15 protein-coding genes are annotated in these 17,256 nt (G+C 63.3%); 5 read left to right on the top strand and 10 right to left on the bottom strand.

All coding sequences use genetic code 11. The annotated features are described in order from the left end of the window. Positions 1-4: 4 nt before the first annotated feature. The 6 genes from ACFW0H_RS16750 to yaaA form a co-directional block, all read right to left on the bottom strand. A complete protein-coding gene (locus ACFW0H_RS16750) occupies positions 5-1,450 on the bottom strand; it encodes an alginate export family protein (RefSeq protein ID WP_422914995.1) in 1,446 nt (481 codons plus the stop codon). Positions 1,451-1,465: 15 nt separating this feature from the next. Beyond that, positions 1,466-2,839: an alginate biosynthesis TPR repeat lipoprotein AlgK gene (gene algK / locus ACFW0H_RS16745; RefSeq protein WP_422914994.1), complete on the bottom strand. Its 1,374-nt coding sequence runs from the start codon at positions 2,837-2,839 to the stop codon at positions 1,466-1,468. A gap of 13 nt (positions 2,840-2,852) precedes the next feature. Then, positions 2,853-4,013, bottom strand: coding sequence for a PilZ domain-containing protein (locus ACFW0H_RS16740; protein ID WP_422914993.1), 1,161 nt, complete (start codon positions 4,011-4,013; stop codon positions 2,853-2,855). A gap of 29 nt (positions 4,014-4,042) precedes the next feature. Next, entirely contained in the window at positions 4,043-5,524 is a 1,482-nt protein-coding gene (alg8, locus tag ACFW0H_RS16735) for a mannuronan synthase (RefSeq protein WP_422914992.1), read from the bottom strand. A gap of 61 nt (positions 5,525-5,585) precedes the next feature. After that, positions 5,586-6,896 (bottom strand): GDP-mannose 6-dehydrogenase, encoded by a 1,311-nt coding sequence (gene algD, locus ACFW0H_RS16730; protein WP_422914991.1) that lies wholly within the window; start codon positions 6,894-6,896, stop codon positions 5,586-5,588. A gap of 849 nt (positions 6,897-7,745) precedes the next feature. Further along, positions 7,746-8,525 carry a peroxide stress protein YaaA gene (gene yaaA, locus ACFW0H_RS16725; RefSeq protein WP_422914990.1) on the bottom strand — a complete coding sequence of 260 codons (780 nt, stop codon included), beginning with the start codon at positions 8,523-8,525 and terminating at the stop codon, positions 7,746-7,748. Between the two features lie 407 nt (positions 8,526-8,932). Here yaaA and ACFW0H_RS16720 point away from each other — a divergent pair, with 407 nt between their 5' ends. The 5 genes from ACFW0H_RS16720 to ACFW0H_RS16700 all read left to right on the top strand — a co-directional run bounded on the left by ACFW0H_RS16720 (position 8,933) and on the right by ACFW0H_RS16700 (position 12,732). After that, positions 8,933-10,324 carry a PhoH family protein gene (locus ACFW0H_RS16720; RefSeq protein ID WP_422914989.1) on the top strand — a complete coding sequence of 464 codons (1,392 nt, stop codon included), beginning with the start codon at positions 8,933-8,935 and terminating at the stop codon, positions 10,322-10,324. An 82-nt stretch (positions 10,325-10,406) separates the two neighbouring features. Then, positions 10,407-10,880 (top strand): cyclic pyranopterin monophosphate synthase MoaC, encoded by a 474-nt coding sequence (moaC, locus tag ACFW0H_RS16715; RefSeq protein WP_422914988.1) that lies wholly within the window; start codon positions 10,407-10,409, stop codon positions 10,878-10,880. Further along, positions 10,880-11,128, top strand: a complete 249-nt coding sequence (locus ACFW0H_RS16710; RefSeq protein WP_377693613.1) for a MoaD/ThiS family protein — start codon at positions 10,880-10,882, stop codon at positions 11,126-11,128. Before moaC ends, ACFW0H_RS16710 begins: the two co-directional genes overlap by 1 nt. A gap of 1 nt (position 11,129) precedes the next feature. Then, positions 11,130-11,579, top strand: coding sequence for a molybdopterin synthase catalytic subunit MoaE (gene moaE / locus ACFW0H_RS16705; protein ID WP_422914987.1), 450 nt, complete (start codon positions 11,130-11,132; stop codon positions 11,577-11,579). A gap of 376 nt (positions 11,580-11,955) precedes the next feature. Continuing rightward, complete coding sequence (locus tag ACFW0H_RS16700; RefSeq protein WP_422914986.1) at positions 11,956-12,732, top strand: ABC transporter substrate-binding protein; 777 nt, start codon at positions 11,956-11,958, stop codon at positions 12,730-12,732. Between the two features lie 281 nt (positions 12,733-13,013). Here ACFW0H_RS16700 and ACFW0H_RS16695 read toward each other — a convergent pair whose 3' ends face one another. The 4 genes from ACFW0H_RS16695 to ACFW0H_RS16680 form a co-directional block, all read right to left on the bottom strand. Further along, positions 13,014-13,775, bottom strand: coding sequence for an amino acid ABC transporter ATP-binding protein (locus tag ACFW0H_RS16695; protein WP_422914985.1), 762 nt, complete (start codon positions 13,773-13,775; stop codon positions 13,014-13,016). A 10-nt stretch (positions 13,776-13,785) separates the two neighbouring features. Continuing rightward, positions 13,786-14,883, bottom strand: coding sequence for an amino acid ABC transporter permease (locus tag ACFW0H_RS16690; protein WP_422914984.1), 1,098 nt, complete (start codon positions 14,881-14,883; stop codon positions 13,786-13,788). Positions 14,884-14,893: 10 nt separating this feature from the next. After that, positions 14,894-16,081, bottom strand: a complete 1,188-nt coding sequence (locus tag ACFW0H_RS16685) for an amino acid ABC transporter permease (RefSeq protein WP_422914983.1) — start codon at positions 16,079-16,081, stop codon at positions 14,894-14,896. Positions 16,082-16,189: 108 nt separating this feature from the next. Beyond that, positions 16,190-17,218 (bottom strand): amino acid ABC transporter substrate-binding protein, encoded by a 1,029-nt coding sequence (locus tag ACFW0H_RS16680; RefSeq protein ID WP_422914982.1) that lies wholly within the window; start codon positions 17,216-17,218, stop codon positions 16,190-16,192. Positions 17,219-17,256: the final 38 nt, after the last annotated feature.

Below are 17,256 nucleotides of genomic sequence, written 5' to 3'. Positions count from 1 at the left end.
CCCATCAGAAGCGCCAGATGAAATCGACGAAGGCGCGGTGCATCAGCGAGTCGGTGCCGCTGCCGTAGGCATCGCCCGGCTTGAACACGCCACCACGCAAGCGCACCAGGGCGGAACGCTCATCCAGATGCTCGGCCATGGAGGCCGGCAGCAGGCCCTGCTTGAAGTACTTGGTGACCACCAGGTCCATCTCCTGGCCGATGTCCTTCTCGCCGTCTTCCAGCGGCGCGATGATCCCGCTCTGGCCCACATCCTGGTTGTCGTCCACGCGCCAGAAGCGGTGGTAGACCAGGCTCGCGTCGTAGTCTTCGCCCATCTGCCAGGAGGTGAAGGCGCTGGCCACCTGGAGGTTGCTCAGCTCGCCGCGGAAGGCCTCGCCGAAGCGGTGCATGCGCGCCTCGGTGCCGGTGAAGTTGGAGCGGTTGCTTTCCAGGCCGGTCTGGCGGAACTGCTCGGAGCTGTCGTTATCGCCGCCGCCGCTGCCACGGGCGTAGGCGCCGCCGACCTTCCATTGCTCGTCGATGTTCCAGCGCAGGCCGAGGTCCACGGCCCAGGCGTCCACGTCCACATTGCGCTTGCCGGCGGCGAGGTTCTGGTTGCCCACGGTGGCCTGCTGCAGCTCGTCCACGTCGCCGGTCAGCCAGGTGGCCTGGGCCCAGTAGTTCAGCGGCAGGGTGGAGCGACGGTCGAAGAAGCCGCCGTCGGCTTCCAGGCCCAGCCAGGTGAGGTCGCCGGTCTCGCGCTTGGACAGCTCATCCACTTCCTCGCCCGCGTTGGGCAGGTCGCCGCTGTCATGGATGTGGTGGACCTTGGCGCCGACCCAGTGGCCGGGGCGCCATTGGGTGGAGATGTCGCCGAAGAAGTGCTGGCGGTCCTCGTCTTCCGGGGCCAGCTCGTCGATATCGGTGCGGTACTCGCTGAAGCGTTCGGCAACGCCGGCATGGGCGCGCAGCAGGGTGGTGTCGAAGCTCCAGCGCAGGGCCTCGATATTGGTGTCCCACCAGGTGCCTTCCTCGCTGCGTACGCGCTGGCGGCCGAAGCGCAGGTGCTCGCCCGGGTAGGCGGTGAGGCCGCCGTAGTCGACCCAGAACTCACGCATGGCCAGGTAGTTCTTGTCCGGCTCGCGGCCGTTGTTGCGCTGGCCGGCATCGGCTTCGATATCGCTGCCTTCCAGGGTGTCGGTCTCGACGATGTCGGTGGCGGTGACTGCCTGGCCCATGGCGAAGGCGCTCCATTCTCCACGCTCGCCATAGACCCAGGGGCGCAGGTCGAGACCGATGCCGTTGACGTCGCCGCCGTCGCGGGTGCCGAGATCGCGGTCGTCCTCCGACTGGGCGGTGATCTTCACGTCCAGGCCGAAGTTCTTGCCGTCGGTCTGGGCGGCGTGGGCGATGCTCGCAGCGAGCAGGGTCAGGCCAAGGCCGGCGCTCATCCAGGGTTTCATATTCATCGTCGGTATCGGTCCTTATTGGGTCTGCATCGCTTGCATCTGGGCCGCGCCCTGGGCGCTGGAGCCGCGCACCTGGCGTTCTTCGCGCAGGAGCTGTTCGGCGCGGGCGCGGTCGGCCGGTGCGAGCTGCTGTTCCACTTGTTGTGCAAGTTCCAGGGCCTGCGGGGTGTTCTTGGGCAGGGCCAACTGGCTGAAGACGTAGGCGTTGACCAGATTGCGCTGGACCCCCTTGCCCTGGACGTACATCTGCCCGAGTGCGAAGTCGGCGTTGATCTGGCCGCTGCGCGCGGCGCTGAGCAGATGGCTCAGGGCCTTGTCCGGGTCGATTTCGCCCAGGTAACCGCGCAGGTAGAGCTGGCCCAGCAGGTAATCGGCTTGCGGCTGGCTGGTGGCGGCCTTCTGCAGGTGCTGCTCGGCCTTCTTCGGGTCCAGCGGCACCAGCTTGCCTTCGTAGTAGAGGCGGCCTTGCAGCAGTTCGGCCTGGGGCAGGTTGGCCGCGCGGCCCTTCTCCAGGTAGCCCAGCATCTGCTCGGTATCGCCGAGCTCGGGGTACTCGTAGAGCAGCTTGGCCAGGCTGACCCAGGAGGCGGGGTAGGCCGGGGCCACTTCGTCCAGCAGCTCACGGGCCTTGCCTTCATCGGGCTTGCCGAGGTCGGCGTCGGCCAGCACCACGGCCACCGAGTCCACCCGCTGGGCGGGTATACGCCCGGCGTGGTAGCCGGCCATCAGGCCATCCAGCAGCTTCTGCTGGGCGTCGGTGTTGCCCTGCTTCTGGTAGACGGTGGCCAGTTCGATGTAGCAGAGGTCGGCCAGGGCCAGGTTGCGGGTGCAGATCTGTTCGATTTCGTCCAGGTGCTGATCGTAGGTGCCCTGGGTGCGGTAGAAGACGATCTGCGCCAGTTCGGCTTGGGTGTGGCCCTCGGCGCGCCATTTGGCGATGCGTGCCGGCACGTCCACCGAGGGGAAGTCCTGCGGGTACTGCAGGTAGAGCATCACCAGGGGCAGCAGGCTGCTCTCCTCGCCTGCCGCGAAAGATTCCTCCAGCAGCTGCGCGGTTTCGCGGCGCTCGGCCTGGCTCAGTTCGGTCTTGCGTGCCAGCAGCTTGCCCAGGCGGGCCTTGGCGCGGGGCGACTGGTCCATGGCCTGGCGGTAGGTCTGCTCGGCTTTCTGCAGTTGCGCGGGGTCGCCGCTGGCCACCTGCAGGTCGGCCAGGCCGACGGCGGCATCGGCGTAGCCGAGGTCGGCCAGCTGGCGGAAGTTCTGCTCGGCGGTGGCGCTGTCGCCGTTCTTCAGCGCTTCGCGGGCGAGGCGCTCATCGGGCAGCCCGGCGCAGCCGGCCAGGGCGACGGCCGCGGCCAGCAGCAGGAGCGGGGTGGCGTGATGGGCCATGGCTGTACCCTCCTCAGAAGCCCGCGGCCAGGGCACGGTCGATCAGCCAGTCGAGGGACGGTCCGCGATCGACGCTGAGTTCCACCGGCTGGCCGGCGAGGGTGCTGGGCAGCGGCTCGTCGGGCTGGATTACGGTGCGGATGTCGGCGGACATGCTGCCGTCATGCAGGTTGCTGCTGATGATCTTGCCGTGGCGCACCACGTCTTCGCCGGCCACCTGGAAGGTGACGCTGGCGCCGGGCTTGGCCTGGGCGATGTTGCGGAAGGGGAAGCGCGCCTGGACGGTGGCCTGGGTGTCCTGGGGCACCAGTTCGAAGATCACGTCGCCCTTGCTGGCGAACTGGCCGTCGGCCACCAACTGGCGGGCGATCTTGCAGTTGCAGGGGCTGGTGAGGGTGCCCTTCATCTGCTTGCCGAAGAGATCCTCGACGTTCTTCGGCGAGAGCTGCTGGTCGGTCAGGTGGCCCTTGAGCATCTCCAGCATGGTGGCGGAGAACGAGGCGATGGGCGCGCCTTTCTGCACGGTGGCATCCGGGCCCACCAGGCTCTGCACCGTACCTTCGCGGGGCATGGTGATCTGCATGGAAGGCACCGCCACCATGGCCGAGTCGGCATGGGTGACGAAGTAGAGGCCGTAGAGGGACTTGAGGATGTAGGCGAAGGCGCCGACGCCGACGATGAAGAAGCCGGCGCTGAGGGTCACGGCCTTGAGGCGCCCCAGGGGGCCCATGCCGCCACCCGCGCCATTCTTGCGCGCCTTGGTGAAGTTCTCGCGCTGCAGGGTGTTGAGCAGGTCGCCGGCGCTGACCAGTTCCCCCGAGAGGTGGGCGCTGATCAGGTAGCGCAGGGTGGCGATGTCGCGCGGCTGGAGGTTGTGGAACATGCAGCCGACGCGCTGGTGGCGGGGATCCACGAAACGAATCTGGAACTCCACGTCCAGGCCGAGGCTGAGGCCGTCGATCTGGAACAGCAGGCGGCCCCTGTGGTAGTCGCCGACAGTGGCGGAGGAATTCCCGGAAGTGAAGGCGAAACCGCCGGCGGAGACGTCCACCAGCGATCCCTCGAAGCGTTCGCCGCGGGCGATGTAGCGGACTTTGCCGGGGATCTTCACCCGCGCGTGCTGGCGCTGGGCTTCGGATTCATGCACCACATTGAGATTGACGGCTGTATTCATGGCTTCGATTCCTGTCAGGTTCCTTGTGTTCACACGATCGCCATCAGTGCGGCGATGAAGACGCTGGTTGCGGAGAAGGTCATGGCGCGTGAAGACCAGGTGTTGAACCAGCGCGTGAAGCTGGCGAGGTCACGTTTGAGCGTGGTCGGTTGGCGGGTCCAGGACTGCTTGTCGAGGCGGAAGAACACGTAGATCTTCACCAGGGCCCCGACGATCTGGTTGTAATAGAGGATCAGCGGATAGGCCGGTCCGATCCGGTGCCCGGAAACGCTCAGGAGCAGGGTGAGGACCAGGCGGGTGATGCCGATCCACAGCAGGTACACCAGCAGGTAGGCGATGCTGTACTTGATGCTGGCGATGATGGCCACGGCCAGGCCCAGCAGGCAGGTCCACATGGACAGGCGCTGGTCGTTGAGCACGATGGTGGTGAACAAGCCGAGGCGGCGCGGGCCCAGGGCCAGGGCGCGGCTGTTCTGTCGCAGGTTGTTGCCGTACCAGCGGAACATCAGCTTGCGACTTGCCTTGATGAAGCTCTTCTCTGGCGGGTGCTCGACCGTGTTGATCGCCGCATCCGGCACGTAGAAGGTGTCGAAGCCCAGGCGCATCAGGCTGTACCAGCTGGACTTGTCGTCGCCAGTGAGGAACTGGAAGCGACCCAGGCGCCAGTGGTCCAGGTGATCGCTTTCCACATCGGCGATGAAATCCGGGTTGGTCACCACCTTGGCGCGGAATACCGACATGCGGCCGGTCATGGTCAGCACGCGCTTGGACAGAGCCATGGAGCACATGTTGATGTGGCGCTGGGCGAAACGCAGCTTGTGCCACTCGCTCATGATGTAGCTGCCACGGACTTCGCAGAACTCGTTGGTAGTCAGGCCGCCGACATTGGGGAAGAGCTTGAACCAGGGCACGGTCTTCTTCACCACGCCTTCGGCCAGCACCGTGTCGCCGTCGATCACCGCCACCACGGCGTTCGCGTCCGGCAACTGCCGCGAGATGGCGCGGAAACCGTAGGCCAGGCCGTCGCGCTTGCCGGTGCCAGGAATGCGCACGAAGTCCAGCTTGACCCGTTCCGGCGGCTTCAGTTTGGACCAGATGTTCTTCACCAGCAGTTCATCGGACAGCTCGACGATGGAGCAGACCACTGTGGTGGGGTAGCCGCAGTCGATGGCTTCCTGGATCACCGAGCGGTAGACCATGGCGGTGGTCAGCGCCTCGATGCGGAAACTGGTCACCATCAGGAACACGTGGGACGGGTCCGCCGCGCTGCCGAGCTTGGCCAGGCGCCGCTTGTACCAGGGGTAGACGACGTAGAGGAACAGCGTGCCGCGCAGGAAGTGCAGGCCGCCCATGGAATAGCGCCAGATGCCCACGACACCGACCAGCAGCAGGAAATGCTTGGAATCGGGGTCGAAGACCGACTTGGGCAATGCCAGTGCCAGCAGCATCAGCGCGATGAGGTAGAAGAGCCAGCCCGAGGCTTCGAGCAGGCCATGCTTGATCTTTTCCATAGGTACTCGTCCTGGTGGTTCCGGGCGTGCCCCCTCCCGCTAGGGGAGGGAGCAGGGGCGCTTACCAGCAGATACCCTCGGCATTGCCTTGGGTGGCCTTGGGCATGAAGCCCACCAGGTCGATCACCTGCTTGCCGGCCGGTGCGCGCTCGGCCAGCGGGGCGAACAGCTCGTCGCGGTTGCCGAGGACGATGATGTCGGCCTTGTCCACCACCGCGTCGAAGTTGCTGTCCAGCAACGAGGAAACGTGCGGGATCTTCGACTCGATGTAGTCCTTGTTGGCACCGTGGACACGGGCGTACTCGACGTTGCGGTCGTAGATGCTGAGATCGAAACCCTTGCCGATCAGCATCTCGGCCAGTTCCACCAGCGGGCTTTCGCGCAGGTCGTCGGTACCGGCCTTGAAGGACAGGCCGAGCAGCGCGACCTTGCGCTTGTCATGGCCGGCGATGATGTCGAAGGCCTTCTGCACCTGGCCGGCGTTGCTGCGCATCAGCGAACCGATCAGCGGCGAATCCACGTCCAGGGAGGTGGCGCGATAGTTCAGCGCGCGCACGTCCTTGGGCAGGCAGGAGCCGCCGAAGGCGAAGCCCGGACGCATGTAGTACTTGGACAGGTTCAGCTTGTGATCCTGGCAGACCACGTCCATCACCTCGCGGCCATCGACACCCACGGCCTTGGCGATGTTGCCGATCTCGTTGGCGAAGGTGACCTTGGCCGCGTGCCAGACGTTGCAGGTGTACTTGATCATCTCGGCGACTTCGATGTCCTTGCGGATGATCGGCGCGTCCAGTTCGAGATAGAGGGTTTCCAGCAGGTCGCCGGAAGCCTTGTCCAGCTCGCCGATGACGGTCATGGGCGGGAAATCGTAGTCCTTGATCGCGGTGCTTTCGCGGAGGAACTCGGGGTTCACCGCCACGCCGAAGTCCACGCCCGCCTTCTTGCCGGAGCAGTCTTCGAGGATCGGGATCACCACGTTCTTCACGGTGCCCGGCAGCACGGTGCTGCGTACGACTACCGTGTGGCGCTCGGCCTTGTTGCGCAGGGCGAAACCGATCTCGCGGCAGACGCCTTCGATGTATTCCAGGGACAGGTCGCCATTCTTCTTGCTCGGGGTACCGACGCAGATGAAGGACACCTGGGTCTCGAGCACGGCGGCGGCGACATCGGTGGTGCCGCGCAGGCGGTTGGTCCTGAGGCCTTGTTGCAGAAGTTCTTCCAGACCGGGTTCGACAATGGGCGATTTGCCATTGTTGATCAGGTCGATCTTGGTCTGAGAAACGTCTACGCCGACAACTTCATGACCACGAGCAGAGAGGCAGCCGGCGCACACTGCACCAACATAGCCCAAACCAAAGATGCTGATTCGCATCGTATTCACCTCGTCCATTCAGCACGCTGTTTAATATGTGACGTTAGTGTCACTTCCGTTCGCACCAACATGTTGCGTTAGGCAACTTTGCGGTGCACAGGCATGAGTAATACCGGACGCCAAAGTTAGGGCGCCTGAACTGGGCATGTAACTACGCTTGCCCGGGTAGAGTCCTGAGCTGATCGCCGAAATGGCTCTGGCTCGTTGGTTTTGTCCAGTAGGTCGAGTTTGTTGCGAGTCTCCTTAATCAACTTGTTTGGCTTTCGCCAGATAAAAACTACCCCTCGACTTGCGTCGATAAGTTATCAAGGCAGTTTGAGATCGCACCGAAACATGGTGCGAGGAATTAGGTCACGGGGGGTATGAGTGTCCGGCTTTTCGGATAGTTCCTACCGTTCGTCCCCAATTTGATTTATTGCAATTTCTTGACTATGGCCGCTTTCATCTTGCTGGCACTCTCAGAGCGGGGCGGCTCTGGAAAAGTTCCACGCAAGGCAAAATGCAATTTTTCGGTGATTGCATTTTGCAAGTTGGCCACTATTGGAATTCAAGTTGGCCAGCATGAAATTCCAGATTATGCAGGCGATATGATCTTGAAGTGATATTGAGTTTTTAATATCAATCAAGTGGCACGGAACGGCCGTACGAAAAATCGGACCGATGCTGCTCGGCGGGAGATGTCGCGGACCGGACGGTAGGGTGCGCTGTGCGCACCAAGGCTATTGGCATCGGTTTCCAGCTGCCGCCTGACCGCAGGAGGCGGTGCGCACGGCGCACCCTACGAAGGGCTTTCGAGCTTTATCCCGGGCCGCAAACGAAAACCCCGCCAAAGGGCGGGGCTCGTTTGCTTCAGTCCTGCGGCTCTTCGCGCAGGAACACCAGGCTGTCGGGCCCTGAATGTTCGACCGAGTAGCGGTAGCCCTGGTAGTTGAAGTCCTTCAGGCCTTCCGGGTCGCGCAGGCGTTCCTTGATCACGTAGCGGGCCATCAGGCCACGGGCCTTCTTGGCGTAGAAGCTGATGATCTTGTACTGGCCGTTCTTCAGGTCCTTGAACTCGGTGTCGATGATGCGGGCGTTCAGTGCCTTGCGTTTCACCGAGCTGAAGTATTCGTTGGAGGCGAGGTTGAGCAGGATGTCGTCACCCTGGGCGGCCAGGGCCTCGTTCAGCCAACCGCTGATGCGTTCGCCCCAGAAGGCGTAGAGGTCCTTGCCGCGGGCGTTGGCCAGCTTGGTGCCCATTTCCAGGCGGTAGGGCTGCATCAGGTCCAGGGGGCGCAGCAGGCCATAGAGACCGGAGAGCATGCGCAGGTGCTGCTGGGCGAAGTCGAAATCGGCTTCGCTGAAGTCCTCGGCGTTGAGGCCGGTGTAGACGTCGCCCTTGAAGGCCAGCAGGGCCTGCTTGGCGTTGTCCGGGGTGAAGTCCGGGTGCCAGCTGCCGTAGCGCGCGGCATTGAGGCCGGCGAGCTTGTCGGACAGGTGCATCAGCTCGGCGATCTGCGCGGGGCTGAGTTCACGCAACTGCTGGATCAGCTCCTGGGCGTGGTCGAGGAATTCAGGTTGGGTATGGCGCGGGGTGACCGGCGGGGTCTCGTAGTCCAGGGTCTTGGCGGGGGAAATCACCAACAGCATCGAATCGTCTCCTTCGGGAATGCGGCGATTCTAGGGATTTGCCGCATTCGGCTCCAGCTATCCCGCCGATAGGTCAGGACCCCTGGGGCGGGCCGACGGGGAGAAGGATGAGATTCGCGGGGAGGGGACTTTCGACTTTAACGGGCGCTTTTCTACACGCCAAGGTCTTTTTTTCCTGATGTGAAAAAAGATCCAGACCGTTCAAAAAGTTCTTTTTTCTGTCATCCCAAATGGAGTATTAAAAAAACAGACCGCCGAACCCTGCAGACAGGTGGCGGCCATCGGCCCTCACCTTGTTGGCACCATCCCCAGCCCGGCATGACCCGGAACGGGGAGGTCGGCGGCCCTCCGCGGCGGAGAGCCTGTCTGGCATTCCGTCGCCTGGCCCTATAAGAAGGTGACCGAGTATGGATGACCACGGACGCTCCAGCCCTACCGCTCCAACCTTGTACGCGCTCGACACCAACGTCCTGATCCATGATCCCAACGCGCTGTTGAATTTCCAGGAACACCACGTGGCCATCCCGATGACCGTGCTGGAGGAACTGGACAAGCTCAAGACAGGCAAACAGGGCGTTGCCGCTGAATGCAGGCAGGCGATCCGTAACATCGACAAGATCCTCAGCGGTGCCACCCCCGAGGAAGTGGAGCACGGTGTACCCATCCAGCGAGAAAAGAGCGGCCCCTGTGGCTTCCTCTCGATTCTCATGAGCAAGCGCGCGGCCCCGATCACCTGGCTGCCGGAAGACCTCAACGACAACAAGATCATCAACCAGTTGGTGGAGCTGAAGAGCCGCAAACCGGGCATGTCCGTGGTGCTGGTGACCAAGGACATCAACATGCGCCTGAAGGCGCGGGCCTGCGGAATCGACTCGGAGGACTATCACACCGACCAGTTGGTGGACGACGTGTCCCTGCTGTCCCGTGGCTACCACGACATGCAGGGCTCCTTCTGGGACCGCGTGAGCAAGGTGGAGACCCGCCAGGACCACGGTCGGACCTGGCATCGGGTGCAGCTCACCGACAACCTGCCGGCGGTGCACGTCAACGAGTACATCGTCGACGAGCAGGGGTTCGTCGGCTGGATCAAGGGCATCAAGGCCGATGAGCTGCTGATCCTCGACCTGCACCAGGAACCCCTGCTGCACCAGGAAGCCTGGGGCCTGCGTCCGCGTGACGTGTACCAGGCGCTGGCGCTCTACGCGCTGCTGGACCCGGACATCCACCTGGTCAATCTCACTGGCGCGGCGGGCTCGGGCAAGACCATCCTGGCGCTGGCCGCGGCCATCGAGCAGACCATGGTGAGCAAGCGTTACCGGCGCATCATCGCCACCCGCAGCGTGCAGGGTCTGGACCAGGAGATCGGCTTCCTGCCCGGTACCGAGGCGGAGAAGATGGAACCCTGGCTGGGGGCGATCACCGACAACCTGGAAGCCCTGCACATGGACGATGAGAACACCCACGGCAGCGTGGACTACATCCTCAGCAAGGTGCCGTTGCAGTTCAAATCCCTGAACTACATCCGCGGACGCAGCTTCCAGCAGAGCCTGATCATCATCGACGAGTGCCAGAACCTGACGCCGCATCAGATGAAGACCATCATCACCCGTGCCGGCACCGGGTCCAAGGTGATCTGCCTGGGTAACCTGGCGCAGATCGACACGCCCTACCTCTCGGCGCCGAGTTCCGGCCTGACCTACCTGACCGAACGCTTCAAGGACTTCCCCCACGGCGTGCATATCACCCTGCAGGGTGTGCCGCGCTCCGTGCTGGCCGAGTTCGCCGAAGCCCACATGTGACCTTCAACTCCCGCCGGGCGGCAACTGCCGCCCGGTTCGGGTTTCTGTATACAATCTGTCTCCTGCCCCGAGGAGACTTGCAGTGCTTACCCATCTCGATTCCGAAGGTCGCGCCAACATGGTCGACGTCACCGACAAGGCGGTGACCTCCCGTGAGGCGACGGCCGAAGCCCGTGTGCGCATGCGCCCGGAAACCCTTGCCATGATCCAGGCCGGCGGCCATCCAAAGGGCGACGTGTTCGCCGTGGCGCGCATCGCCGGCATCCAGGCGGCGAAGAAGACCTCCGACCTCATCCCCCTTTGCCACCCGCTGATGCTCACCAGCGTCAAGGTGGAACTGGAAGCGGAAGGCGATGACTGCGTGCGCATCGTCGCCCGCTGCAAGCTGGCCGGGCAGACCGGGGTGGAAATGGAAGCGCTGACCGCCGCCAGCGTCGCCGCCCTGACCATTTATGACATGTGCAAGGCGGTGGACCGCGGCATGACCATCGAAAACGTCCGTCTGCTGGAGAAGCTGGGCGGCAAGAGCGGCCACTACCAGGCCGGGGAGCAATGATGATTCGCGTGCAGTATTTCGCCCGTTACCGTGAAGCGCTCGGTATCGATGGCGAGCAGCTCAGTTGGGACTCGGCGTTCGCCAGGCTGGATGACCTGCGCCGGCACCTGCTGGCCCGCGGCGGCGTCTGGGAGGTGCTCGCCGAGCAGAACCTGATGTGTGCCCGCAACCAGGAGCTGTGCAGCCTGGACGAGGCGCTGGCCGATGGCGACGAGGTCGCTTTCTTCCCCACCGTTACCGGAGGCTGAGATGGCCATTCGCGTGCAGGAAACCGCCTTCGATCCCGGCCATGAACTCAACGCGCTGCATGCGGCCAACGTGGGCATCGGCGCGGTGGTCGGATTCGTCGGCTACGTGCGCGACTTCAACGACGGCCAGGACGTGGCGGGGATGTTCCTCGAGCATTACCCGGGCATGACCGAGAAGGCCCTGGAGAAGATCGCCGCCGAGGCCCGGGAGCGTTGGCCGCTGCTCAATGTGGACATTCTTCACCGCATCGGCCGGCTGGAACCGGGCGAGCCCATCGTCTTCGTCGGCACCGCCAGCGCCCACCGTCAGGCAGCGTTCGATGCCTGCAACTTCATCATGGACTACCTCAAGACCCGCGCGCCCTTCTGGAAGAAGGAAGACACCGCCGAAGGCCCACGCTGGGTGGAAGGGCGCTGCAGCGACAAGGCGGCGGCCGAGCGCTGGAAATGAACCTGGCACGGACTTCTTTTCTGTAGGGGCGAATTCATTCGCCAAGGGCTGCGCAGCGGCCCCATGGGAGCCTGAAGGGCGGACCTTCGGCCCGCTTGGCGAATGAATTCGCCCCTACAAGGTTCCATGCCCCGATAAAACAAGCCCGGCCCCGCCGGGCTTTTTTCTGGGTCATTGACGATCTGTACATTTAAGTCCAGTATGGACTCACAAGTACAAATTAGCGGCGCACCTTGATGATCCACAGCCAGCTATCCCCCCTTTCGATCCCATGCCGGCCAGCCCTGGCGGCGTCTTCTTCTGCCTCGCAATCCATTTTCGAACCTGCTCGCCAGACACGCCGGCGGGCATCCATCCGTACTGCGGGAGTCGCACCATGAAGAAACTCGTTCTGCTGGGCAGCCTTGCCCTGAGTCTGCTGGCCTCCAGCGTTTTCGCCGCCGACAAGCCCCTGCGCATCGGCATCGAAGCCGCCTATCCGCCCTTCGCCTACAAGACTCCGGAGGGGCAGATCGCTGGTTTCGACTACGACATCGGCAACGCAATGTGCGAGGAAATGAAGGTCAAGTGCCAGTGGATCGAGCAGGAATTCGACGGCCTGATCCCGTCGCTCAAGGTGAAGAAGGTCGACGCCGTCCTTTCCTCCATGACCATCACTGATGAGCGCAAGAAGTCGGTGGACTTCACCGGCAAGTACTACTACAGCCCGGCGCGCCTGGTGATGAAGAAGGGCACTGTGGTCGATGACCAGTTCAAGAGCCTGGAGGGCAAGACCATCGGCACCCAGCGTTCCACCACCACCGACCGTTTCGCCGCCGAAGTGCTGGAGCCCAAGGGCGTGAAGGTGGTGCGCTACAGCACCCAGAACGAGATCTACCTGGACGTGCTCTCGGGTCGCCTGGACGGTGTACTGGCCGATGTCTTCCCGCTCAACGAGGGCTTCCTGAAGACCGAGAACGGCAAGGGCTACGAGTTCGTCGGCCCGGTGCTGAATGACCCCAAATACTTCGGCGAGGGCGCCGGTATCGCCGTGCGCAAGGGCGATAACGCGCTGCGGGAGAAATTCAACAACGCCATCAAGACCCTGCGTGAGAACGGCAAGTACCAGCAGATCCAGGCCAAGTACTTCGACTTCGATATCTACGGCGAGTGAGTTTCGCCAGGGAGAAAAAGCCGCGCATCTGCGCGGCTTTTTCGTTCGAGGTGGCAGCCCTGCGGGCTGCTTGGCGAATGAATTCGCCCCTACAAGCTCGTGCAGCGTCATTCCCGGTGCACGAACCGCCCCCTCTCCCTCTGGGAGAGGGCTGGGGTGAGGGTTGCATCCGGTCGGCTCGGAGCTCGGCCATTTCGCGAATGAATTCGCTCCTACATAGGCATTCCACGCACCATCAAAAAAGGAGCCCGAAGGCTCCTTTTTAATTCAACGGCCAATCCTCAGTGCAGGATCTGCCCGAGGAACAGCTTGGTGCGCTCGTTCTGCGGGTTGTCGAAGAAGGCGTGGGGCTCGTTCTGCTCCACGATCTCGCCCTTGTCCATGAAGATCACCCGGTCGGCCACGGTGCGGGCGAAGCCCATCTCGTGGGTCACGCAGAGCATGGTCATGCCGTCGTGGGCCAGGCCGATCATGGTGTCCAGCACCTCCTTGACCATCTCGGGGTCGAGCGCCGAGGTGGGCTCGTCGAACAGCATGATCTTCGGCTTCATGCACAGCGCGCGGGCGATGGCCACGCGCTGCTGCTGGCCGCCGGAGAGCTGCCCCGGATACTTGCCGGCCTGCTCCGGAATGCGCACGCGCTCGAGGTAGTGCATGGCGATCTCCTCGGCCTGGCGCTTGGGCATCTTGCGCACCCACATGGGCGCCAGGGTGCAGTTCTGCAGCACGGTGAGGTGCGGGAACAGGTTGAAGTGCTGGAACACCATGCCCACTTCGCTGCGGATCGCCTCGATGTGCTTGAGGTCGCCGGTCAGCTCGGTGCCGTCGACGATGATGCGCCCCTGCTGGTGCTCTTCCAGGCGGTTGATGCAGCGGATGGTGGTGGACTTGCCGGAACCGGACGGGCCGCAGAGGACGATGCGCTCGCCCTGTTGCACGTCGAGGTTGATGTCCTTCAACACGTGGAACTGGCCGTACCACTTGTTCACGCCCTGCAGGCGGATGATCGGCTCGCCGGCGACTTTCTTGCTTGCTTCAGTCATGGGATGACTCCTAACGCTTGTGGCCGGTGTCCAGCTTGCGCTCCAACTGTTGGGAGTAGCGGGACATGCCGAAACAGAAGATCCAGAACACCAGGGCGGCGAAGACGTAGCCTTCGGTGGCCATGCCCAGCCAGGCCGGGTTGGTGGTGGCTTGCTTGATGCTGTTGAGCAGGTCGAACAGGCCGATGATGATCACCAGGCTGGTGTCCTTGAACAGCGCGATAAAGGTGTTGACGATGCCGGGAATCACCAGCTTCAGGGCTTGCGGCAGGATCACCAGGCCCATCATCCGCCAGTAGCCCAGGCCCATGGCGGCGGCGGCTTCGTACTGCCCCTTGGGGATGGCCTGCAGGCCGCCGCGCACCACTTCGGCAATGTAGGCCGACTGGAACAGGATCACCCCGATCAGTGCCCGCAGCAGCTTGTCGAATGACAGGCCCTCCGGCAGGAACAGCGGCAGCATCACCGAGGACATGAACAGCACGGTGATCAATGGAATGCCGCGCCAGAACTCGATGAAGGTCACGCAGATGACCTTGATCGCCGGCAGGTCCGAGCGCCGCCCCAGTGCCAGCAGGATGCCCAGCGGCAGAGCGCCGACAATGCCCACCGCAGCGATCACCAGGGTCAGCATCAGGCCGCCCCACTGGCTGGTGGACACCTGGGACATGCCGAGGAAGTCGCCGTGCAGCAACCAGTAGGCAATGATCGGGAAGATCGCCAGGAAGGAGAGGCCGTACACCGCCTTGTGCTGGAAGCGTCGCACGAACAAGGGCGCGGCGCCGATGATCGCGATCCACACGGTCAGATCCACCCGCCAGCGCAGGTCCTCGGGGTAGAAGCCGTAGATGAACTGGGAAAAGCGCATCTTGATGAACACCCAGCAGGCGCCGTCGCTGGTGCAGTCGGCGCGGGTGCTGCCGTTCCAGTCGGCCTCGAGGAAGGCCCACTTGATCAGCGGTGGCAGGATCAGCCAGACCAGGTAGATGGCGAACAGGGTCAACAGGGTGTTGAACCAGTTGGAGAACAGGTTGCCGCGCAACCAGCCCAGAACGCCCACGCTCAGACGGGGTGGCGGTTGGTCGGGCTTGAATACGTGTGTCGTCATGGCTCGGCCCTCACCGCTCGATCAGCGCGATGCGCTTGTTGTACCAGTTCATCAGGATCGAAATGCTGATGCTGATGGCCAGGTAGACGCTCATGGTGATGGAGATCACCTCGATCGCCTGGCCGGTCTGGTTCAGCACCGTACCGGCGAACAGCGAGACCATGTCCGGGTAGCCGATGCCGGCCGCCAGGGACGAGTTCTTGGTCAGGTTCAGGTACTGGCTGGTGAGCGGCGGGATGATCACCCGCAGGGCCTGCGGGATGATCACCAGACGCAGGATCTTCGGCGCCGGCAGGCCGAGGGAGCGCGCGGCTTCGGTCTGGCCATGGCTGACCGCCTGGATGCCGGAGCGCACGTTCTCGGCGATGAAGGCCGCGGTGTACACCGTCAGTGCCAGGGTCAGGGCGATCAGTTCGGGAATCACCACCCAGCCGCCATGGAAGTTGAAGCCCTGCAGTACCGGAATGCTCCACTCGAAGGGCCGGCCGAAGACCAGGGCGACCAGTCCGGGGATCACCACCAGCAGCACCAGCGAGGTGATCAGCACCGGGAAGCGCTGGCCGGTGGCCTCACGCTTGCCCTTGGCCCAGCGGGCCACGGCGATGATCGCCAGCAACACCAGCCCCAGGCTGACCAGGAAGGGCCAGAAACCGTCGGCAATGGTCGGCGCCGGCATGTACAGGCCGCGGTTGTTGATGAAGAAATGCTCGCCGATGGCCAGGCTCTGGCGCGGCCCCGGCATGGGCAGCATCACCGCGAAGTACCAGAAGAAGATCTGTAGCAGCGGTGGGATGTTGCGGAAGGTCTCGATGTAGACGGTCGCCAGCTTGCGGATCAGCCAGTTCGGCGACAACCGCGCCACACCCAGGACGAAGCCGAGGAGGGTGGCGAAGAAGATGCCGATACCCGAAACCAGCAGCGTATTGAGCAGACCGATGACGAAGACCCGGCTGTAGCTGTTGCTTTCGTTGTAGTCGATCAGGTGCTGGGAGATCCCGAAGCCGGCGCTCTGTTCGAGGAAATCGAAGCCGGACAGGATGCCGCGTTGCTCAAGGTTGTGCTGGGTGTTCTGGAACAGGTACCAGCCCATGGCGACCACCGCGATGACCGCGATGATCTGGAATAGCCACGCGCGTGCCTTGGGATCGGTCCAGACCGACCCTTTCGGGGCACGCGGGGCGTTGGCATTTTTTTGCATGACAGCCCTCTGGGAACCACTGGCCGACCGGATGGGGGACGGTGGCCAGGGCTCGCGTTGTACGGAACTCGAACCCGGCGGCCACATCATGTGGCCGCCGGGAGACGGTCAGCGCACCGGCGGTGCGTACTGCAGACCGCCCTTGTTCCACAGGGCGTTGAGACCGCGCTCGATCTTCAGCTCGCTACCGGCACCGATATTGCGATCGAAGATTTCACTGTAGTTGCCGACTTGCTTGACGATTTGCACCGCCCAGTCCTTCGGCAGCTTCAGGTCCTTGCCGAACTCGCCTTCAGTGCCCAGCAGACGGGCAATGTCGGGGTTCTTGGTGGTCTTGGCCATTTCTTCGACGTTCTTCGAGTTCAGGCCCAGTTCTTCCGCGTTGATCATGGCGAACAGGGACCAGCGCACGATGTCGAACCACTCCTCGTCACCCTGGCGCACGGCCGGGCCGAGGGGCTCCTTGGAGATCACTTCCGGCAGTACCACGTACTCGTCCGGCGCGGCCAGCTTGATGCGCTGGGCATAGAGCTGGGACTGGTCGGAAGTCAGCACGTCGCAACGACCGGACTCCAGCGACTTGGCGCTCTCGTCGGAGGTGTCGTAGGTGATGGGGGTGTATTTCAGGTTGTTGGCGCGGAAATAGTCGGACAGGTTCAGCTCGGTGGTGGTGCCGGCCTGGATGCAGACGGTGGCGCCATCGAGTTCCTTGGCGCTGGAGACGCCGAGCTTCTTGTTCACCAGGAAGCCCTGGCCGTCGTAGTAAGTCACGCCGGTGAAGTTCAGGCCCATGGCTGCATCGCGGGAACTGGTCCAGGTGCTGTTACGCGAAAGGACGTCGACTTCGCCGGACTGCAGCGCGGTGAAACGTTCCTTGGCGGTCAGCGGGCTGAACTTGACCTTGCTGGCATCGCCAAATACGGCAGCGGCAACAGCACGGCAGACGTCGACGTCGATGCCCTTGTAGTTGCCCTTGCCGTCGGCATAGGAGAAGCCCGGGAGGCCGTCACTGATGCCGCATTGCACGAAGCCCTTCTTCTTCACCGCGTCCAGGGTGGCGCCCGCCTGAGCGAAACCGCTGACACCGAGAACGGTTGCCGCGGTCAGCACGGCCAGGGTGGATTTCACCATCTTCATCAAAACCTCCAGTTGCTCTTATTGGTGTTGGAGTCTCG

This window comes from Metapseudomonas cellulosilytica, assembly GCF_049334135.1.
In the GTDB taxonomy this organism is placed as follows: domain Bacteria; phylum Pseudomonadota; class Gammaproteobacteria; order Pseudomonadales; family Pseudomonadaceae; genus Metapseudomonas.
The sequence above is the reverse complement of the archived record's forward strand: the minus strand, read 5'-3'. Positions and strand labels throughout refer to the sequence as shown.

What these genes read in the sequence shown, in the direction of transcription:
- ACFW0H_RS16750 (WP_422914995.1), bottom strand. Translation starts at nt 1,450, where the DNA reads ATGAATATGAAACCCTGGATGAGCGCCGGCCTTGGCCTGACCCTGCTC.
- algK (WP_422914994.1), bottom strand. Translation starts at nt 2,839, where the DNA reads ATGGCCCATCACGCCACCCCGCTCCTGCTGCTGGCCGCGGCCGTCGCC.
- ACFW0H_RS16740 (WP_422914993.1), bottom strand. Translation starts at nt 4,013, where the DNA reads ATGAATACAGCCGTCAATCTCAATGTGGTGCATGAATCCGAAGCCCAG.
- alg8 (WP_422914992.1), bottom strand. Translation starts at nt 5,524, where the DNA reads ATGGAAAAGATCAAGCATGGCCTGCTCGAAGCCTCGGGCTGGCTCTTC.
- algD (WP_422914991.1), bottom strand. Translation starts at nt 6,896, where the DNA reads ATGCGAATCAGCATCTTTGGTTTGGGCTATGTTGGTGCAGTGTGCGCC.
- yaaA (WP_422914990.1), bottom strand. Translation starts at nt 8,525, where the DNA reads ATGCTGTTGGTGATTTCCCCCGCCAAGACCCTGGACTACGAGACCCCG.
- ACFW0H_RS16720 (WP_422914989.1), top strand. Translation starts at nt 8,933, where the DNA reads ATGGATGACCACGGACGCTCCAGCCCTACCGCTCCAACCTTGTACGCG.
- ACFW0H_RS16710 (WP_377693613.1), top strand. Translation starts at nt 10,880, where the DNA reads ATGATTCGCGTGCAGTATTTCGCCCGTTACCGTGAAGCGCTCGGTATC.
- moaE (WP_422914987.1), top strand. Translation starts at nt 11,130, where the DNA reads ATGGCCATTCGCGTGCAGGAAACCGCCTTCGATCCCGGCCATGAACTC.
- ACFW0H_RS16700 (WP_422914986.1), top strand. Translation starts at nt 11,956, where the DNA reads ATGAAGAAACTCGTTCTGCTGGGCAGCCTTGCCCTGAGTCTGCTGGCC.
- ACFW0H_RS16695 (WP_422914985.1), bottom strand. Translation starts at nt 13,775, where the DNA reads ATGACTGAAGCAAGCAAGAAAGTCGCCGGCGAGCCGATCATCCGCCTG.
- ACFW0H_RS16690 (WP_422914984.1), bottom strand. Translation starts at nt 14,883, where the DNA reads ATGACGACACACGTATTCAAGCCCGACCAACCGCCACCCCGTCTGAGC.
- ACFW0H_RS16685 (WP_422914983.1), bottom strand. Translation starts at nt 16,081, where the DNA reads ATGCAAAAAAATGCCAACGCCCCGCGTGCCCCGAAAGGGTCGGTCTGG.
- ACFW0H_RS16680 (WP_422914982.1), bottom strand. Translation starts at nt 17,218, where the DNA reads ATGAAGATGGTGAAATCCACCCTGGCCGTGCTGACCGCGGCAACCGTT.